The sequence below is a fragment of the Chitinophaga sp. 05T412 genome (genome assembly GCF_056396465.1).
Window position 1 is genome coordinate 1 of sequence record NZ_JBFTLN010000003.1, and the last position, 19,977, is coordinate 19,977.

Sequence of the window (19,977 nt, forward strand, 5' to 3'; positions counted from 1 at the left end):
TTGTACAATGCAGCCAGCTCCCGCACGATGATACCTGTAGACCAGCCATCTGAKGCAATATGATGCATGGTCACCAGCAGCAGATGATCTTCAGATCCCCGTGTTACCAGATGTGCACGCAGCATATGATCCTGCTCCAGGTCAAAGGCTTCCCGGCTTTTTACAGCCAGATACGCGGACAAGGTGCTTTCATCTGCGGTACAAATGGTATCCTCCGCATGCGTCAGTTCCCAGCCGTCTGCTGCCAGCACCTGCTGATACGGCACCCCTTCATACGGTACCATCACGGTGCGCAGCACTTCATGACGGTTCACGATGGTGCGTAAGGCAGATGACAACGCGGCTACGTCCAGGCGGCCATGCAGCCGCAGCACAGCGGGTATATGATAAGGTAAACTACCTTCCAGCTGATCGATGAACCACAAACGTTCCTGGCTATACGACAATGGTATACGCTCACTTCTCTGGACAACCTTTACAGGCGGTATCTGTGAAGACTTATCCAGTCCCTTTACATATGCCGCCAGCTGCGAGACAGTAGGATAAATAAAAATATCCCTCACAGCCAGTTCTACTTCCAGTTTCCTGCGGACAGCAGCAACTACCCTTATTGCAAGCAGAGAATGCCCGCCCAGTTCAAAGAAATTATCGCGGCTTCCTATACGCGGTGTTACCAGCAAATGCTCCCATATATCTGTCAATGCCTGCTCCATTGTATCAGCTGGCGCTACATAAACACCTGTAGTATACGCCCCGCTATCGGGTTCCGGCAAGGCCTGTTTATCTATTTTACGGTTAGCGGTTAACGGCAGCTGATCAAGCTCTACAAACACAGCAGGAATCATGTACTCCGGCAATTTTCCTTTCAGATAAGCCAGCAATGCATCTTTGCTGAATGCTGCACCGGGCACAATGTATCCAACCAGCTGATTATTGCCGGCGGCGTCCTGTTTCACTGTCACTACACACTGGCCTACCAGTTCACTCTTTAATACGATATGCTCAATTTCACCCAACTCTATACGGACCCCCCGAACCTTTACCTGATCATCTATACGGCCGAGGAACTCAATATTTCCATCCGGCAGCCAACGGCCCAGATCACCAGTTCTATACATTCGTGTATCCCTTTCCGTTATATATGGATCGGTGATAAATTTTTCCGCTGTCAGGTTTGGCAGGTTCAGGTAACCACGCGAAACGCCTATACCAGACACACAAATTTCTCCTACGACTCCCACCGGGCACAATTTCATTGAGCGATCCAGTATGTAGATGCGCATATTGGCAATCGGCTTACCCAGCGGCGTGCTGGTACGTACCGGCGCCTCGTACATAAAGTGGTGCGTAATATCATCTGAAGCCTCTGTAGGGCCATAGGCGTTTACCACCGGAACAGTCCCAAAATCAGGATGACTGAACCAGCGTTCCAGAAGATGCCGGCTGACAGCTTCACCTGTAACCAGTAAATATCGCAGGCTGTTCAGTCGTACTCCCGGCACTTCCTGCAACAGCAGCGACAGATAAGAAGGCACCAGCTCAGCTATCGTAACATGATCCCTGATGATTGTATCGATGAAAGAACGGGGATTAAACAACAACTCCTCACTGTAAATAACAGTACGGCCTCCATATAGCAATGCTGCAAACATCTGCCATACCGATATATCAAATGTGTAGGCAGCAGTAAACGCAATAATGGTGGCATTATTCATCTTCAGGTCACGGCCCTTGGCCAGCAGGTGGTTCAGCATACCGGCATGTTCTATCATCACGCCTTTCGGTGTTCCTGTTGATCCTGATGTATAAATTACGTATGATAATTGCCCGGGAGATGGCAGTACGGGCAGAGATGTTACAGACTGACGGGCTATTATTTCCGCATCAGCATCCGGTATTAAAAGCTGTATGACCGCTGTTTCCGGTCTTGCTCTATTGCTGGTCAGTAACAAAGAGGCGTTACAATTCTGCAGCATATAATCAATCCGTTCAGCGGGGTATCCCGGATCAACAGGTACATAAGCGCCTCCTGCTTTCAGTATCCCCAATATACCTATGATCATCCCGGCAGAACGTTCCATACACACGGGTACGAGGGTTTCAGGCATCACACCTTTGCTGCGCAGATAATGCGCCAACTGATTGGAACGTTCATCCAGTTCCTTGTATGTTATTTCCGTTTCCCCGAAAACCAGTGCGATAGCGTCAGGTGTATGCTCAACCTGCAACATAAACAGATCGATCAATGTTTTTTCTTCAGGGATTTCAACGGTTGTATTATTAAAAGCAACCAGCAGCTGTTCTTCTTCTTCCGGCAACAGCATGGACAAAGAACCAATTGCCGTAAGAGGGAATTCAATAACCGACCGCAACAACTGCTCAAAATGTCTTGTCATCCGTTCGATTGTGGCCGCATCAAACAAGTCGGTACAATATTCTGCGTATCCTTTGAGGCCATCAGCATCTTCTTCCAGGCAGAAGCTCAGATCAAACTGTGTTGTAGTTCGTTCTACATTTTCTTTCGTCAGCTGAAGATTCCCTAACTTCAGATCCGGTATATCCGGCGTGTTCAGTAATTCGAACATCACCTGGAACAGGGATGTCCTGCTCAGATCTCTCTTCTTTTCCACCGCTTCCACAATCATCTCAAAAGGCACCTCCTGGTTATTATAGGCGGTAAGCGTTGTCTCTTTTACCTGATGCAACAATGCTGTAAACGAAGGATTATCGCTCAGATCACTGCGCAGCGGCAGTGTATTCAGAAAGAAGCCAATCAGGTTCTCTGTTTCCTGTTGTGTTCTTCCGGCAATAGAAGTACCTACACAAATGTCCTCCTGTCCACCATACCGGTGCAGCAACACTTTGAATGCAGTTAACAATGTCATAAACATGGTAACGCCTTCCCGCCGGGATAGCGCCTGCAACTGATCCGTTAATGCGCTGTCCAGACGGAACCACTGAATCGTTCCGCGGGTGCTCTGAATAGCAGGACGCGGGTAGTCTGTAGGTAATTGCAATACCGCGGTATTCTTCAGTTTATTTTTCCAGTAGTCCAGTTTTTTATTCAGCAAGGCGCCTTCCTGGTAAATACGCTGCCATATGGCAAAATCAGCATATTGCATGGCCAGCGGAGATAACAACGGAACAGTACCCGATTCAAATGCCCTGTACAATTCCATCAGTTCATTCATCAGTATTGAAACGGACCAGGCATCAGCGGCTATGTGGTGTATTATCAGCACGAGTGCATGCTCATCAGCGGTAATCTTCAGGAGATGGGCCCGTAACATATGATCACGCGAGAGATCGAAAGGTATGGTTCCCAGAAAACCGACATAAGACTGAAAAGTGTCCGGGTTATATTGATACGGCTCATGATCTGTCGTACTGAACTGCCACAGATCTTTGTCCAGTATATGTTGATGCGGAATACCTCCACCTGGTTTGATCACGGTGCGCAGCACCTCATGCCGGTTAACGATGGTCTGCAATGCCCTGGCCAGCGCCTCATGATGGAGACGACCTTTCAGCCTGAACATCCCTGACATATGATACGGCACACTGCCTTCGAGCTGGTCTATAAACCACAGACGTTCCTGGCTGAATGAAAGCGGAATATACTCCGGCCTTTCATATGTAGTATTTGCGGGTGGCGCATGCACAGGAATTTCCTCAGATAACTGATCTGATAACGCTGCAATGGTAGGGTGCACAAATACCGTGTTGACGGAAACTTCAATATTCAGCTCTTTTCCGATTGCTGTGATGAGTCTTATCGCCAGTAATGAATGACCACCCAAATCAAAGAAGTTATCATAAATACCTACCTCTTCGCGGTCAAGTAATTTCAACCAGATCTTCTTCAGCGACTCCTCCGTTTTATTGCGGGGCATTGCCTCAGTACCTGCTGACAAAGCCTTTCCATCAGGGTCGGGTAGCGCCTTTTTATCGATTTTACCATTTGCAGTGAGCGGCAACGCATCCAGCTCCAGCAATACAGCCGGCACCATATAACCGGGCAATCTGTTATTCAGGTAAGTAATGATGGCAGCCTTGTCAAAATTACCCTCGGGTACTACATAGCCTACCAGATAATTACTGCCGTCACTCCCCTGCCTGGCAAGTACCACTGCTTCTCTTACCAATCCCGATCCGGACAACGCACTTTCAATTTCACCCAGTTCTATGCGGAAACCGCGGATCTTCACCTGTTCATCCCTGCGGCCAAGATATTCGATATTCCCATCGGGCAACCACCGGCAAATATCTCCTGTTTTATACATCCTTGCCCCTGGTGTTACATCAAATGGATTGGCAACAAATTTCCCGGCGGTCAGCGCTTCTTGTTGCAGGTATCCCCTTGATACACCTGTACCTGATATACAAAGTTCCCCCCAGATACCGACAGGGCATAACTGTTGTTCACTGTTTACTATGTACACAATGGTATTATTCACGGGAACTCCTATCCGAGGCATTGCATCTTTATCCTGATCTGATAATTCATAACAGGTCGTGACTACGCTATTCTCTGTAGGTCCGTAGTTATTGAACACCCTACATGCTAATCCGGTTATGTCTGTCGGACCTAGTCTGTCTCCGCCGGTCAGCAGATATTGCAGCGCAAGTGGTTTATTTCTTATTTCTTTTATTACATCCCCGAAGATGGCAGTAAAAACGAAACTGTGCGTAATCCCGTGCCGGGTATATATTTGCTCAAGCGCCTGAGGCGAAGACCGAACAGTATCGTCCAGCATGAAGACGGTAGCGCCACTACACAAATAAGGCCATACTTCCCAGCCAAAGGCATCAAAGCCAACACCGGTAACCGCTGTCGCCCTGGCTGATGAAGTAACATCATAAGCCTTGATATGCCAGTGAATCAGGTTCATCAGGCCCTTATGTGTAATCATCACACCTTTGGGATTACCTGTTGAGCCGGAAGTGTAAATGATGTATGCCAGCTGCTCCGGATGCAAGGATACTTCCATCGCTGTTACAGGATAGGCAATAGCATCATCCAGTGTGATTACCTTTACAGGTATTTCTCTCCCTGTCAGATCCAGTGTAATATCATCGCCGGTAATAATTAATACTGCGCCAATATCAGTCAGCATGTAATTGATACGTTCTGATGGATAGGCCGGGTCAATGGGAACATAGGCAGCTCCTGCCTTCATAATCCCCAGCATTGCTACGATGATCTCCGGCGTGCGTCCCATGCAAACCGGCACCAGCGTTTCCTTTCTCACACCAAGGCTGCGCAGGTATTGCGCCAGCCGGTCAGACTGTTCATGTAGTTTGGCATAAGTCCATCTGCTATTTCCGGAGACGAGCACCGTAGCATCCGGCGTACGGTTTGCCTGTGAGGTGAAATAGTCTATTACCGTTTTATCATCTTCAGACAATACCTTCGTATTATTAAATACTTCGAGCAGCTGGTATTGCTCTTCATCCGTCAATATTACAAGGTCTCTTATATGCCGGATATGACCGGCGGTTATCTGCTGTAATACATGTACAAAATGCCCCAGCATTTTCTCTATATAGATGCCGTTCAACAAGCTGGCATTGTAACCGAAAAGAATATTTATTTCCGGGCCTGCAGTAACTCTTATCCCTAAAGGATAATTCATATGTTCGTGCAATACAGCCCCGTCTGTACGCGAGCGCCATGACTGGGACGCAGGGAAGTTTTCAAATGCGATGAAGCTGTCAAAAAGCTCTTCATCCGCCTCTACCCATTGTTGCAGCTCACTAAGTCCTACATACTGATATGCTCTGCTTTCCAACTGGCCTGCCTGTAATTCGTGTAGCCATTGTGCTAAATTTGCCGAAGGATCAATTTTTGTATACAGGGGCAGGGTATTAATGTAAAGCCCTACACGCTGCTCTATACCAGGCAGATCTTCAGGGCGGCCGGATACCGTTACGCCAAAGGCAACATCATTGCAACCTGTATAATGATACAGGAGATACGACCATACTCCCTGCATCAACGTATTCACTGTAATACGATGCTGCTGTGAATATTGCTGTATCTGATCCGTAACACCTGCATCCAGCCATATTTCTTTTTCAGCATAGGCGCCCTGGCCTTTTGTTCGGTCAGCGGCAGCGGCAGTAAATGATAATGTCCCTGTTTCAGCGATGCCAGCCAGATAGTTCTTCCAGTATAATTCCGCCTGCTCTTTATCAACCTGTTGCTGATAACGGATATAATCTTCATAATTATCATCCGGTAGTACTGGCAAAGGATTCCCAGCCACCAGTTCATCATAGGCAGTGAACAGTTCCTCCATCAGTATTTGTAGCGACCATCCATCCAGCAGAATATGATGAAAAGTCCAGAGTACATGGTAGTAGTCTGCTTTCAGGCGAATCAGCGTAACGCGCATCAACGGCGCCACCGTAAAATCCAATCCTTGCCGGCGGTCTTCTGCCTCATATGCCAGCAATGCATTTTCCTGTTCTTCACTGCCAAGATCTGTGTAATCCAGCACCGTAACCGGCAGATCAGCCTCGTGGTATACGCATTGAACAGGGATGCTGAACACACCGTGATAAAATCCGCTTCGCAGAATACTATGCCGTTGCAGCAGCTGCTTCCAACTTTGAATGAACAGCTCTTCATGCTGTACAGACAATCTGTAATTCAATTGTTCTATATACAGGCCTGCCTGTTCATTATACAACCGATGAAACAACATACCTTCCTGTAATGCGCTTAACCGGTACAAGCGCTCTATCTGTGGCCGCCTCACAGCACCCCGGTAGGTATCATTTAAAAAATCGTCTAGTTCTTCATTACTCACTACACCACCTAACCCGTAATCAGCAGGAGTATAAGCAGGAGTTGCTGCATTCGCCACACAATGATCAATTAGTGCATGCAGGTGAGATAAATAGTTATCTGCGATTGTCGCCACGCTCTCCGGTGAAAAGTGCAGGGTGCTGTAACGCCAGTAGAACTGTAATTTCCCGTATTGTACAATACAATTGACAGCTATTTTCTCTGTTATCGTATAGCCGTCATCGATACCCGCTCTCAGTGCGTCACCGGTTATATTTAAATGATCGCCACCACTCAGGAAACTATCCAGTTGCCCCAGGTAATTAAATACCACATCGGGATGAGCTGCCGATTGCAGAAAATCTGCCTTATGCATGTATTTTAACACTCCATATCCAATGCCTTTGTCGGGCACACCCCGCAACTGTTCCTTTATATCTTTCAGCAATGCGCCGGAAGAACTGCTACCTCCGGTATCCAGCAATACCGGGTAGATACTTGTAAACCAACCCACAGTATGACTGATGTCTGTTCCTCCTGTAACCTCTTCTCTGCCATGCCCTTCCAGTGCAACGGATACAGCAGCAGTACCATTCCATTCCGACAGCGCGAGCGCCAGCGCAGTTAACAGTATATCATTGATCTCGGTGTGATACGCCTGTGAAGACTCCTGCAACAGCAGTTGTGTTTGTACAACATCAAGAGCATTACTATAAGAAGATGTTTCTCCCCAGGTGACGTCTCCGTTGTAGGAGGTATCAGTTCTTAATGGAAGCTGTTGCTGTACAACCTGTTTCCAGTAACCGGTTTGTTCCTGTAGACGCTTTCCTTGTCCGTAGGTCTCCAGCGCATGGAACCACTGACGATAGCTGGTACCTTTGGGTCCCAATATTTTTTTCCGGTCCTGCGGCGCTGTTTTAAGGAGCAGCTCCAGGTCCGACAACAGTATGCGCCAGGAAACGCCATCTATAGCAAGATGATGTACTACCAGCAGCAAACGGTTATGCGATTCAGTGTCTGGTGTCAGTAATAATGCAGTGCACAACAGTTCGCCTTTTAAGATATCAGGCTGGCGCTGATAGTATTGCTCATAACCTGCAATCTCTGCATCCAGTCGTTCCGCTGGTACCCCACGCAGGTCAATTGTTTCCAGCCCACCTTCAAAGACGCCGTAATGCTGCCCCCAGCCCTTTTGGTCATGCTTGTAAACAAAGCGTAGTGCATCATGATAGGCTACCAGCAATTGTATCGCCTGCGTCAGTGAAGCGGTTTCGATATGCTTGTCTACCGTTAATAAAATATATTGGTTAAAATAATTACCTGTATCATACGGCGTTTCAAAATACATTTGCTGAACAGGCAGTAGTCCGCTGTTACCCTTCAGCTGCCCCTGTTCTCCCTGTACAATATGCTGCTGTGGCTGATCAAGTAGTGCAGACAGAGCGGCTATTGTCTGGTGTCTGAATACATTATTGGGTTGTAGTTTCAGACCGGCGCGCCGCATACGGCTTACCAGCTGGATGGTGATAATTGAATCTCCGCCCAGTTCAAAGAAGTTATCATATATACCCACTTTACCGGTGTGTAATAATTCCTGCCAGATGTTGGCCATTAATGCCTCTATTTCATTGCGGGGTGCAACGTAAATACGTGCAGGCATGTCCGTATCATCCGGTTCTGGCAGCGCGTGCCGGTCTACCTTCCCATTGAGATTCAGTGGCAGCTGGTTCTGCTCAATAAAGCGGGTAGGAATCATGTATTCCGGCAGCCTGTCTTGCAGGTAAGCGATTATGCCATCCCTGTTAAAGTTACCTTCAGGCACGACATAAGCAATCAACCGTATATTGCCGCCGGCATCAGCTCTCGCCACCACAGCCACCCGGTTCACCATTTCGCATGAGGACAGCACACTTTCAATCTCGCCTGGCTCAATGCGATGACCACGGATCTTTACCTGGTCATCGATACGGCCCAGATATTCTACATTACCGTCAGACAGCCAACGCCCCAGATCTCCGGTCTTGTAAAGCCAATTGTTTTCCGCTCCACCGAATTTACCTGCAACAAACCGTTCAGCTGTCAACGCTGGACGATTGAGGTAACCACGGGTAACCCCTGCTCCTCCCACATATATTTCTCCCGTCACTCCTATCGGCATTATCTGCATGGAGCTGTCCAGAACATAAGCCTGACGATTATTCAACGGGACGCCTATTGGCGTGTTCTCCCGTAAACCATTTTTTGTAATGGAATACCATAAGGAGAAAGTTGTATTTTCCGTAGGCCCGTATACGTTAATAATATCAATATGAGAATAAACACTATGTAGTTTTCCGATATGTTTCTCAGAGACTTTTTCACCACCGACCAATACGGCATGAAGCTTTTCAAAGACAGTAATATCTGTATCTACCAACTGATTAAACCAGCTTGTCGAGAAAAACATCTTTGTGATCTGGTGTCCATGCAGATCCTGTTTTAACTGCTCCGTATCCAGCAGGTTATCCCGTGGACTCAGTGCCAGCCGGCCACCATTCAGCAATGCACCCCAATACTCGAATGTAGTGGCATCAAACGAAATCGATCCCGCGCACAAAATGGCATCCTCCGGAGTAAATGTTGTATAGCCGGCATTGCAGACCAGGCTCACAACATTAAGATGAGTAACCATTGCTCCTTTAGGTTGTCCTGTAGAGCCGGAAGTATACATCACATATGCCAGATGTGCCGGATTTATATCAACTAATTGTATAGCTGCGCCCTCCTGTTTATCTGACAGGTCCAGTGTATCAATACAGACGGTTGTTAAATTTCCGAACAGGTGCTGATAGGCACTGTCTGCCAATGCTACGGTGCATTTGATGTCTTCCAGCATAAAATTAATACGGGCTGCGGGATAATGCGGATCGATAGGTACATAAGCTCCGCCAGCCTTCAAAATGCCCAATATGCCAATCATCATTTCCAGCGATCTGTCCATGCAAACAGGAACCAGGCTTTCCGTTGTTACGCCTTTAGCGCGGAGATGATACGCCAGCTGATCTGACTGGTCATCCAGCGTGCGATAGGTTAAAAAACGATTTTCAAATACGACAGCTGTCGCCTCAGGTATGCGTACCGCCTGCTCTCTGAAAAGTGAAACGATCGTACCGTTGTAGGGATAATCAGCAGTAGTGTTGTTGAAACTTTGCAGCAAGGCTATTTCCTGTTCAGGTATTATCCGGATGTTCTTTACTTTCTCCTGTAATCCTGATCCAAACTGACTGAAGATAAACAGGATCCGCTGAAGGAATAATCTCGCCTCATCGGTAGTTAAATACTGTAGTTGGAAATCGATCTTTATCTGTAGCGGATAATGTTCACTAAAGTCTCTCCACCAGAACTCCAGTGGATACCGCCCAGAATTATTGGGCACATCAGAAAAGATGGCCTGCAAGTCTTCGCCAAAGTCAAGTTCAAAATCAAGCACTGCATAGTTGACAACAACTTCCACGAGATGATCATCAGCTGCGTTGATTTTAAGGCGCCTGCTAATATTGCCTATGGTATAGTTCTGATGCCGGTAATTCCTTTTCTGGGCAGCAACGATACCTTTTATCAAATCTGCCAGTGTCATTTCGCCATCATACATTCCTTTAAATGGCAGTATGCCGGCAAACATGCCCACCACATTACGTTGTACCCTGCCACTTCTTTTATGCAGCGAAGTACCAAAAACCAGTTCAGACTGTCCGGATGTTTTCGCTAAATATATCATCAGTGCAGCAATAGTCAGCTGTTGCAGGCTGGAACCTGTTTTAGCCTGTATGTCATCCAGGAGGTCTTTTTCCGTAGCAGTAAGGTCTGTTACAAGTGTGTCTGTCGCCTTACCCCTGTTTTCTTGCTGCTGGTACATCTTCCGCAATACCTGCAACGGTTTCTGTGGTATTATTTCCTGCCAGTACTCTTTATCAGCAGCATAAGCAGCTGTGTTATAATATGCTGCTGCGTCCAGGATTTCCTTTTTATACGAAGGATAGGTTAACTCTCCAGGATCATCCGTCAACAAGGCTTTATACTTTGCAGCCAGGTAATGAAGACTTAATGAAATCCCATATCCATCGGTAACTAAATGATGACACTTGAGTACATACCAGTGCTCATCTGGTGCTACCCTGACCAGGTAATGCTCAGCCAGCGGATTTTCAGGCGTTATGACGAAGGGAATATTAAACAGATCTTTTATCCATTGGCCGGCGCGCTCCCGGTCATTGCTAAAATCGATCTCTATTAACTCCTGTTGCTGATATTCATCTTCAAAGAATACTCCAGGCTCCTGACTATCCGGATCAAATCTCATTCTGAAAGCATCATGCACAGCCGGTAGTGAGTTCACTGCCTTTATAAATGTCTCCCTGCACAGGTTTCCGGTCAATTTCGTATTACCACCAATATTGTAATATGGATTCTCTGCATTAATTAACTGGTCCATGTATACATCCTGCTGTGCAGGATGTAATGGAATAATCTGTTGTAACATAATTATGCTTGTTCTTATTATAAAAGAAAGGAGAGTTACCAGGTAAAATGTTACTCAGCGTCGAGTAATACATCTTTCCTGTTGTAGAGAAGTTCTTTTTCGCCATAGAGGCGCTCTGCTGCAATACCTCTGTTTTCACACACTTTCACGAGCTTATTTGACTGCACAATAGGATTTGATTCGTCCGTATACTGGATACTACTGATAAACTCTACCCAAGGTTCCATTCCCATTGCATATACATACACTTCATCGGGTTCAAATATGTCTACCAGTGTCATGCCTTTCGCACAATCAGATCCCGCCAGCCTGCGGCTACCATCCTGTTCCCTTGTGACTTTCCTGGTCATCAGTGGACCGTATAACCAGGTTAATGGCGCGCCATCGCATTCCATACCGAGGAAAAGCACATCTATGTTGCCTATCTGCCGCTGAATGTTCCTGTAGATAGCAGGTTCTACTACCCTGGAATCAGCCATGAACATAAGTTTAAAGCCGCTTATCTCTACCAGGTAACAGGACTTCCCGATGATGTTCAGGTCTGAATGTTCACCAGTGAAAGGCAATGCTGTAATAGCAGTATTTCCTTCTCTGAGTGTCTGCATTTCTGCCAGGTCAATAACATTGCTGAAGCCAATATTATCGAACATAAGTTTCAGTTCAGGGTCTACCAGTTTTCCGCCGGTAGTACGAGGCACTATAAAATGCTTCACCTTATGCCTGAGCGGAAGCAATGTTTCAAACAGGATATGGTCCTGATGGTTATGCGTAATCAGCACATAATCTATTGTCTCGGGCAGATCAACGTCTGAAAAATGCTCCAGGCCTGTACTGTAACCATAATAACTGATCAGCGGATCAACAAGAATAGACACATCTTTTGTTTCAATGAGTATACAGGCATGCCCATAATACCGCATACGTATTTTATCACCGGTGTACTTGTTGTATGGCGGAGGAGCTTCTTCTGTAAAAAATGTTTCAAACAGCGCTTCCTCCCTGGAACCGGATACGCCCAACAGCTGTTTGATCTTACTCAACTTAGATGGAATTCGTCTCATCCTTGCCAACTCGTCAATGCCCTTATGATCAAACGGAATATTCAGATGCAATACATTTTCTTCATCCAGTCGTGGCGTACTTAAACAGAAAGGCCTGTGATCATTATTAGTAATCCATAGTGCCAGGCTCTGGGAGTCGGGTTTGTAATATTCACTTTTGTACAGAAGTGGTTCGAATAATCTGAAGTCGGCATTGTTGTTCCTGTCGTAATAAAGTTCCACGTATCCTTTCAGGGTATCCGGTACTTTTTCGTACATGGCATCCAGCCCCATTCCCTTTGCATCTCTGGTCAGCAGCCCATCAAGTTCCTTTATGGCACTTGCCAGTTGGATGGCCTTTTCCTGTTGCTTTAATGTTTTATCTCTCAATGATTCGATATCATCCACCCGTTTGCCGCCCAGGTCCATAAAAGGGCCTCCTTTCATTTTAGGATTGCGAGCAGCTTCAGCGTGTGCATGCGGCGCTTCAATGTAAGAATCAATGATCGACAAATGCCTGCCTACAACATTCATCGCGGCTGTAGCAGGAGAAATCAGGTGACTCCATGCGTACCATCTGTCAAATAGTGGTTCGAAAACTACGTTAGGCTTGAGGTATACTTTTCTCTCACTCATAATAATGTGTTTAATTCTCCTTAGTAGATATTGACATGGGAAATTTTTGCCCGGAGTATTCCGGACATAGAGGTCCTGGTCGTGCTCAAGAGACACGACAGTAAAATATCAGCCCGCCATTTTGCGAGTCGATAAAAAATTATGATAGCTTCTGAATTGTGACGCCATGGCAGACGGTATCATCTACCGTCAGATTATTTTCAATACATTTTATAGAAAAACAGATCTCCCATCAGTGAGACAGCTCGATGGTATGGCGGTTTCCATTATGCCACATATTACTAAGGGTATTTTTCAATAAAGAGGCGTATTAATGTAATCTTGCTTGGCTGGAAAGATTGCTATTTACTGGGTTTCCTTTGTGTTCGGCGGCTCATGTTACGGCTTCAATTAATGGTTTCTGAGAATATCCAAAAAATATTTTATACTGTTGGCACTCGGCTAATAACACAGGAACTAAATTATAAAGTAAGCCTGATACAATATCGCAGTGACTATATTTTAGTGATAAAAAAACATACTCATTACAAAGTAAGCCAAAACAAGCCAACCCTTATTCATGAATATCATCTGCTCGTCATCCAGTAGTAATACTCTTATTCCGTGGCAGCATAACCACAAGATCATATGATATAACCATCAAACCTGATCTTCACAATAGCTTTGACATTAATAAAATACTGTTTGATTAGTGAACCTACCTTTTAAAATAACGGTTCATCGAATTTTATGTCTTCATTCCAGGTTAGTCGATTAGTTTCATTATCGATGAAATGTTCGGCCTCTATATGATACTAATTTTCGGTTACCCGACAATATGAAATGTTCTCATTGCCGGGATCTTTCCAATAGCAACTTTAAATCTGAAATTGTCAATCTTGACGATACCAGAGATGTTACGCATAGAGAAAGAATTACCCCGTTAATAAAACAATTAGGGCTTTTGGTTATTAATTGACTGGGGGTTGCCTTCTATGCCTTCACCTCATTCAGCGGGGTAACTGCGGTGGTTACCTACATTTTGGAATTATCTGATACAAATTATAGTAAGTCCTTGTCGCMGCTACGAATTGTAAGTTTCAATTTGTACTAACATTTGTTTTTCTCCCCAACTTCTCATTTGACTGATAAAAGGAATTAATTCCATTCCTGTATCGGTAAGTGAATATTCAACCTTTGGTGGAACTTCTACATAAGCTTTTCTGACAATTAGCCCATCTGATTCTAATTCTTTTAATGTTTGGGTTAGCATTTTTGGAGTTATCCCAACCACAGCTCTGTTTAACTCTCCATACCTGAGACAACCTTCTCTAAGTACCCATAAAATTCGACCTTTATACTTTCCACCTATTCGCTGAAAAGCATAATCGACAGCACAATATGCCTTTTTAATATTTTTTTTMATTTGTTAAAAATTTAAACCATTGATAATCAGCCTTGCTATGTTTTTAGTATGTAGGCTACTTTATTGTATGTACTTGCTGTAAAGGTATCAAATACTTTTATTTGCAAAAACGCTAAATAATGAATGTAACTATCAAAAGAGTGCTGCATTTTCCAATAACAAAAATTATCGTTGGAATTGTCGTCTGTTTTTCTCTATTTGTATTAATTCAAAACTTTGTATTAAAACCATTTTTTCATAGCATTATTCAAGATAAAAGTATTGCCGACCCAATTATTCACTGTATTTCTTTTATAGTTTTATTAGCCGCTTATTACTATTTATTCCGTTTGTATGATAAAAGAAAAATAACAGAACTATCCATAAAATATTTACCCAAAGAAATGTTTGGAGGATTTTTCTTTGGTTTTTTTACAATTTCATTATCTATTTTCATTTTATACTTATTAGGGTACTATCAGGCTATTAGTATTACAACAACTCACTACTCCATAAAGCTTTTTACGGTATTAATGGTTGCTGCCTTAATTGAAGACTTATTTCATAGAGGATTAATAATAAGGATCTGTGAAAATTGGTTAGGGACTAATCTAACCCTTGTTATTGGAATGTTAGTAGAGCTTCAGCATATTTTTAATGCTAATTCCAACCTATTTAGCCTTTTTTTTGATTTAATTTGGGGGTTTACTATGGCGATGATGTTTATTTATACTAAAAGAATATGGTTACCTTTTTTCTTCCATTTAGGTTGGAATTTTTCTCAGCCTTTTTATGGCTCAAATCTTACAGGATTAAATGATATGGGCAGTATCATTCAATCAAAATTTAATGGTCCTGAACTATTAACAGGTGGTGCAGTTGGAATTGAGGGTTCAATTTTTACAGCCTCTTTTTTATTGCTTATTGGAATAGCACTTTATTATCGTGCAAAAAAAGAAGGCAAAATCGTAGAAAGCAAACTGTTTAAAAGATGAATTTATACGATGCCTTTTTAGGTCTTGACAACTATTTTTCACCGGGGATTATTGGTGAAGTAAATGACCAATATATTAAATTTGTAAAAATAAAGGGGCAAGAAGTGCCTTGGCATATTCACGAAAATGAAGATGAATTATTCTATATTGCAAAAGGGACGCTTTTAATGGAAATTGAAAATCAACCAAACCCAATAATGAAAAAAGGTGACCTAATTGTTGTGGGAAAAGGAAAAATAATGATGAAGAATTATTGGTACAATTTGCCGGGCCAATTTTCAGGTATCCTTTAACCGAAGATCAATTGGAAGTATATCTGAATGATAAAAACCGGCGCGCATTTAAAGTAATCAATACCACAACTAATACTAATGAAGTTATTGGGCATGCAGAAATTTACCTTTACGAAGCCAATACAGCCAGGTTATGTAGAATCCTGATAGGCAATAATAACCTTCGCGGTAAAGGGTTAGGAACTGATATCATAGAATGCTTAGTCGATTTTGCATCTCACAAATTAGATGTGGAAACAATAGACCTCAATGTGTACGACTGGAATACCGCAGCCATCAAGTGTTATGAGAAAGTGGGTTTTGTAACAAATCCAGAAAAATCAACAAATGCAGAAGTTAAAGGAGTTGTTTGGACAGCAATTAATATGGTTTTAAGAAAACACACCTGGTTTAAAAACACGGACACATTCCTACCTAAAATGAAAAACTATACACATAATCATCATGTTCACAATAATGTAGTTTACACTATTATGAATGAAGAAAAAAGTTTGAGGAATTTTAAACTTAAATTGGAGCGTCTATTAACAAAAGAAGAAATTAAGAAATATGGTACGGATACTGAAAATCTTTCAAAGTATTGCCATAGCAAAAACGTCTATTACCCTATTACTGTCTTTAAACAAGAGACCCCTATCTGCTTCATGGAAAATAGGACAAAAACGTTTGCTGTCCGTTTTTTAGATGAGCGCTTATTTTGGTACGTGGTGACGAATTACACAAAGTTTCCAGATGGAAAAATGTTCCTTGATGAGATATGGATAAGAGAATATATGTATAAAGAAGATGAAGAACTAAGAGATTTAAAAAGTGATCAGCATTTTCAATTTACAACTAAAGGTGATTTGAAAATCACCACAGAGACCATTATTCGAGATGGTGAAACACAAATTTTAAGAGAGGTGAAGGAAGCCTCAAAGCCGGTAAATGTTTCGCAAAACTGGCAGAAAACACCAGAGTTTGGGGATTATTATTATTTAGTAGATTATAAGGAAATCATCAAGCCCGGAGATTTTCTGAAAGAAACGGAACGGTGAAATTACTCATGAAAATATCCACTGTAAAGTGAAACATTGGTGCTTCGGACAAGCTCCGCAACCATGAGGTGGAAAATGTGTCCAATGTTTCTGATACTCATTTTTAGTAATTTCGTTGCCCGTCCGGTTTCTGAAAAAACGGATCGGTTTATTTATGGAACTATCATTAGCGAACCGCTACTGGACACAATTCCTGAACAGCAGGACATACGGGACTACAGTACCTTCGGCCTACTGCGACCTGATCCGCTTTGGCGATGATGAAGAAGCTACTGCCATAGCCCGGCTGGCCTTAGATGGGATCAAGACCACTACCGGCTCCCTCTTGTGGCAATACCAGTACGATCAGAAACCTCTGCCCTCCCCGGGCGATTATAATGTACTTATCGATAGCGGTTTTGTTCCCGTAGGTATTCTTCAAACCACCGAAGTCAATATTGTACCATTTGATCAGGTTTCTGCCTCGTTTGCTTATGACGGCGGAGAGGGCGACCGTACCTTGAGCACCTGGAAGGCTTTGTACTGGGACTATATACAAATCGAATGCAGCCGTATTGGTAAAGTGCCCGATGAAAAGACACCCATCGTCTGTGAGCGGTTTCGACTGGTATACTGTGAGCCCCTGATCACAGTGTAAGCGTAGGTTTAAAAACCCTCCTGGTTGGAAAATTGTTTCAAAAAACAAGAAGCAGTGGATGAGGAAAAAATTCTTCTCAGAAAGTACTATCATCGAAGATGGTAGTATTGATATTGAAATGTGGTGGTAGTTGTAAAAAATTAAAAGAAAGCCTTACAGTTAAACCTGTAGGGCTTTTTTCTTTCGACGTTAAAAAAACTCCCGGAAAAATGATTTCCCCGCTACCTAGCTCCTATTCCCCGTTTTAGCCTGCCGCATCTGTTGCCCATCTTTATTATTAAACTTGTACAAAATACTCACACGATACCTGGCAGCATTGGGATTGCTCGTTTGATTAAAGGTATAATTGCTGCCCTTTGTGAAGGTTTTATATTGGCGGGAGTTCAATATATTAGTACCATCCACCACTACGGCAATTTTATTCTTCCAATAATTTTTACTGATACCCAGATCTAAGGCGTGGGTGGCCTTTGTAAGTGTTTGTGCGGTTCGTTGTGCGCCTGTAAAGTTATAGCGCATTTGTAACCCGAACTGTTTGAGTACCTTCACCTGGGCACTCATGCGAGCGGTCAACATCTGTCCGGAGAAATCATAATTTTGCAGCTCATAGGCGCCTCGCTGGGTAAAAGAATAGATGTTAAATTCCCCGTTGAGTTGCAATGGTTTTACAGGCTGATAGGAAACCGACAATTCAAACCCACGGCGCTGTTCACTTGCAATATTGATAGGCAACGTGATAATTACCCCTTTATCGTTTCTATAAGTATAGTCTTGCAAAGGATCATTGGTATGATGAAAATACAGGGATGGATTGAAGGTGATTTTTTTCCATTGCTGCAAGAAGCTCCATTCAAAAACATGCGCATAAGAAGGGTTTAAGCCAGGGTTTCCAATGGACTGCACATTAAAATCAGTTAATTCATTGAATGGATACAATAACCACAAAGATGGGCGATTGATACGCTTACTATAGCTCAGCTGCATATTGGTGCCTTCCTTAAACTGATAACTTAAGTGTACGGTGGGAAACAGTCGGTTGTAATTTTTTTGTTGACTATATACGCTCTTCTGATCAACGATATCGATGTTCGTGAATTCGGCGCGTAATCCTAATAAATAGGAGAAATGTTTCACCTTGCTGCTGAATTGGGCATACGCGCTGCTAATCAATTCGCTGTATTGTAAATCGTTGTCTATATTATCAATGATAGTCCATTTTTCATTATCTCCCTGTTCGGCTTTAAATTTACTACTCACCCGCCTGGTTTCCGTCTTCACACCAACATCCAGTGTAGATAAGGCTCCCAGGGGTTGCGTAAAATCCGATTGTATTAAAAAGTCTTTACTTTTACTAATCGCATTTGTGGCGATGGCAGGTAACGTTGTATGGATAGGCACGTAATTATCTGTAAACAATTGCCAGGTTTTATCACTATTCCAGAAATCGTATTGCATTTCTACACTAAACTTACGGCGGGGCTGTTTAAAAGTTTTGGTATAGTTGAATTCCAGTTGATTATAATCGCGACGCTCCCACGACTCCCCTTTTCTTACTAAACTGCTATCTACCACATTGCTCGTAAGCATATCAATATTGCCGGATGTTTTATCGTGATCTTTGGTGGCATTCTTCAAAAAGGCCAGGGTAATGGTATTATGTTGATTCACGAAATAATCAGCCCCGAGGTACAGCATCTTGCCATCATCATGCCTGTTTTCTGCTTTCGTTTGTTGTACCTGGGTATTTACTGCAGCTTGAGTGGAAGTATAACGACCTACATAATCTGAGTTTCTGAATCCAAAGGTGGAGAACAGGTTGATCTTTTCAGATTTGTAATTCAGACTGGGGCTAATGCGGGCATCATTAGGATAACCTGCTGCCAGTCGAACTTGTCCGGTAAAGCCCAGTTTTTTATTTTTCTTTAAAACGATATTAATGATACCTGCCGAACCGGCTGCATCATATTGTGCAGAGGGATTGGTAATAATCTCTATCCGCTCTACCTGGTCGGCTGGTATTTGCTCCAGGGCGTTGCTTTGCGTGAGCCCGGATCTACGGCCATTAATGAGTACAAATACATTGCTGTTCCCCCTCAGGCTAATTGTACCCGTTGGGCTTACTGCCACGGAAGGTACATTATTCAAAATATCAGTAATAGCGCCATTTTGCGAGAGAATATCCTTTCCCACTTCAAAAACTTTCTTGTCCAGCTTCAAGCTTACACCTGCCTTTTCCCCTGCCACTACCGTCTCTTTCAACATCCGTGTATCTTCCTGTAAATAAATAACCCCCATATCTGTTTTCAAATGATGGAGAGATACTGAACCTGTTTTCTTTAGTAATTGATAACCGAGATAAGAAAATTCCACAGTATAATTGCCGGGCGCAATGCCTTCCAGTTTGAATCCCCCCTGTTCATCACTCATATTACCGCTTAGCAACTTTGCGGTACTGTCTTTTATACTCACTGTAACATAAGGCAGCGGTTTCTTCGTATGTTGATCGTATATTTTACCCAACATAACACCAGAATGCACTTGCGAAAAAACGGTCTGTGGCAGCACCCAGCAGCCAATCAATAGTAGGGATAATAGTAATGTTCTCATGCGTCTTAGATTTCTGTCACAAGATTACCTCACTAT

General features: G+C 43.5%; 8 protein-coding genes. 4 read left to right on the top strand and 4 right to left on the bottom strand.

The window, feature by feature from the left end; all coding sequences use genetic code 11:
* From AC1DFM_RS07240 to AC1DFM_RS07250, 3 genes are all read right to left on the bottom strand, one after another.
* The coding region (locus AC1DFM_RS07240; RefSeq protein ID WP_477076034.1) for an amino acid adenylation domain-containing protein at positions 1 to 11,312 on the bottom strand (11,312 nt) is incomplete at its 3' end.
* A 50-nt stretch (positions 11,313 to 11,362) separates the two neighbouring features.
* Positions 11,363 to 12,988: an MBL fold metallo-hydrolase gene (locus tag AC1DFM_RS07245; RefSeq protein WP_477076035.1), complete on the bottom strand. Its 1,626-nt coding sequence runs from the start codon at positions 12,986 to 12,988 to the stop codon at positions 11,363 to 11,365.
* A 1,063-nt stretch (positions 12,989 to 14,051) separates the two neighbouring features.
* Positions 14,052 to 14,393, bottom strand: coding sequence for a winged helix-turn-helix transcriptional regulator (locus AC1DFM_RS07250; RefSeq protein WP_477076630.1), 342 nt, complete (start codon positions 14,391 to 14,393; stop codon positions 14,052 to 14,054).
* A 119-nt stretch (positions 14,394 to 14,512) separates the two neighbouring features.
* Here AC1DFM_RS07250 and AC1DFM_RS07255 point away from each other — a divergent pair, with 119 nt between their 5' ends.
* From AC1DFM_RS07255 to AC1DFM_RS07270, 4 genes are all read left to right on the top strand, one after another.
* Entirely contained in the window at positions 14,513 to 15,367 is an 855-nt protein-coding gene (locus tag AC1DFM_RS07255; RefSeq protein ID WP_477076036.1) for a lysostaphin resistance A-like protein, read from the top strand.
* The gene (locus tag AC1DFM_RS07260) at positions 15,364 to 15,660 is read left to right on the top strand and encodes a cupin domain-containing protein (protein WP_477076037.1); all 297 of its coding nucleotides are present in this window, start codon (positions 15,364 to 15,366) and stop codon (positions 15,658 to 15,660) included. The genes AC1DFM_RS07255 and AC1DFM_RS07260 overlap by 4 nt, the downstream gene beginning before the upstream one ends.
* Complete coding sequence (locus AC1DFM_RS07265; protein WP_477076038.1) at positions 15,621 to 16,697, top strand: GNAT family N-acetyltransferase; 1,077 nt, start codon at positions 15,621 to 15,623, stop codon at positions 16,695 to 16,697. The genes AC1DFM_RS07260 and AC1DFM_RS07265 overlap by 40 nt, the downstream gene beginning before the upstream one ends.
* Positions 16,698 to 16,851: 154 nt before the next feature.
* Entirely contained in the window at positions 16,852 to 17,334 is a 483-nt protein-coding gene (locus tag AC1DFM_RS07270; RefSeq protein ID WP_477076039.1) for an ASCH domain-containing protein, read from the top strand.
* Positions 17,335 to 17,559: 225 nt separating this feature from the next.
* Here AC1DFM_RS07270 and AC1DFM_RS07275 read toward each other — a convergent pair whose 3' ends face one another.
* A complete protein-coding gene (locus tag AC1DFM_RS07275) occupies positions 17,560 to 19,941 on the bottom strand; it encodes a TonB-dependent receptor (protein WP_477076040.1) in 2,382 nt (793 codons plus the stop codon).
* Positions 19,942 to 19,977 lie beyond the last annotated feature (36 nt).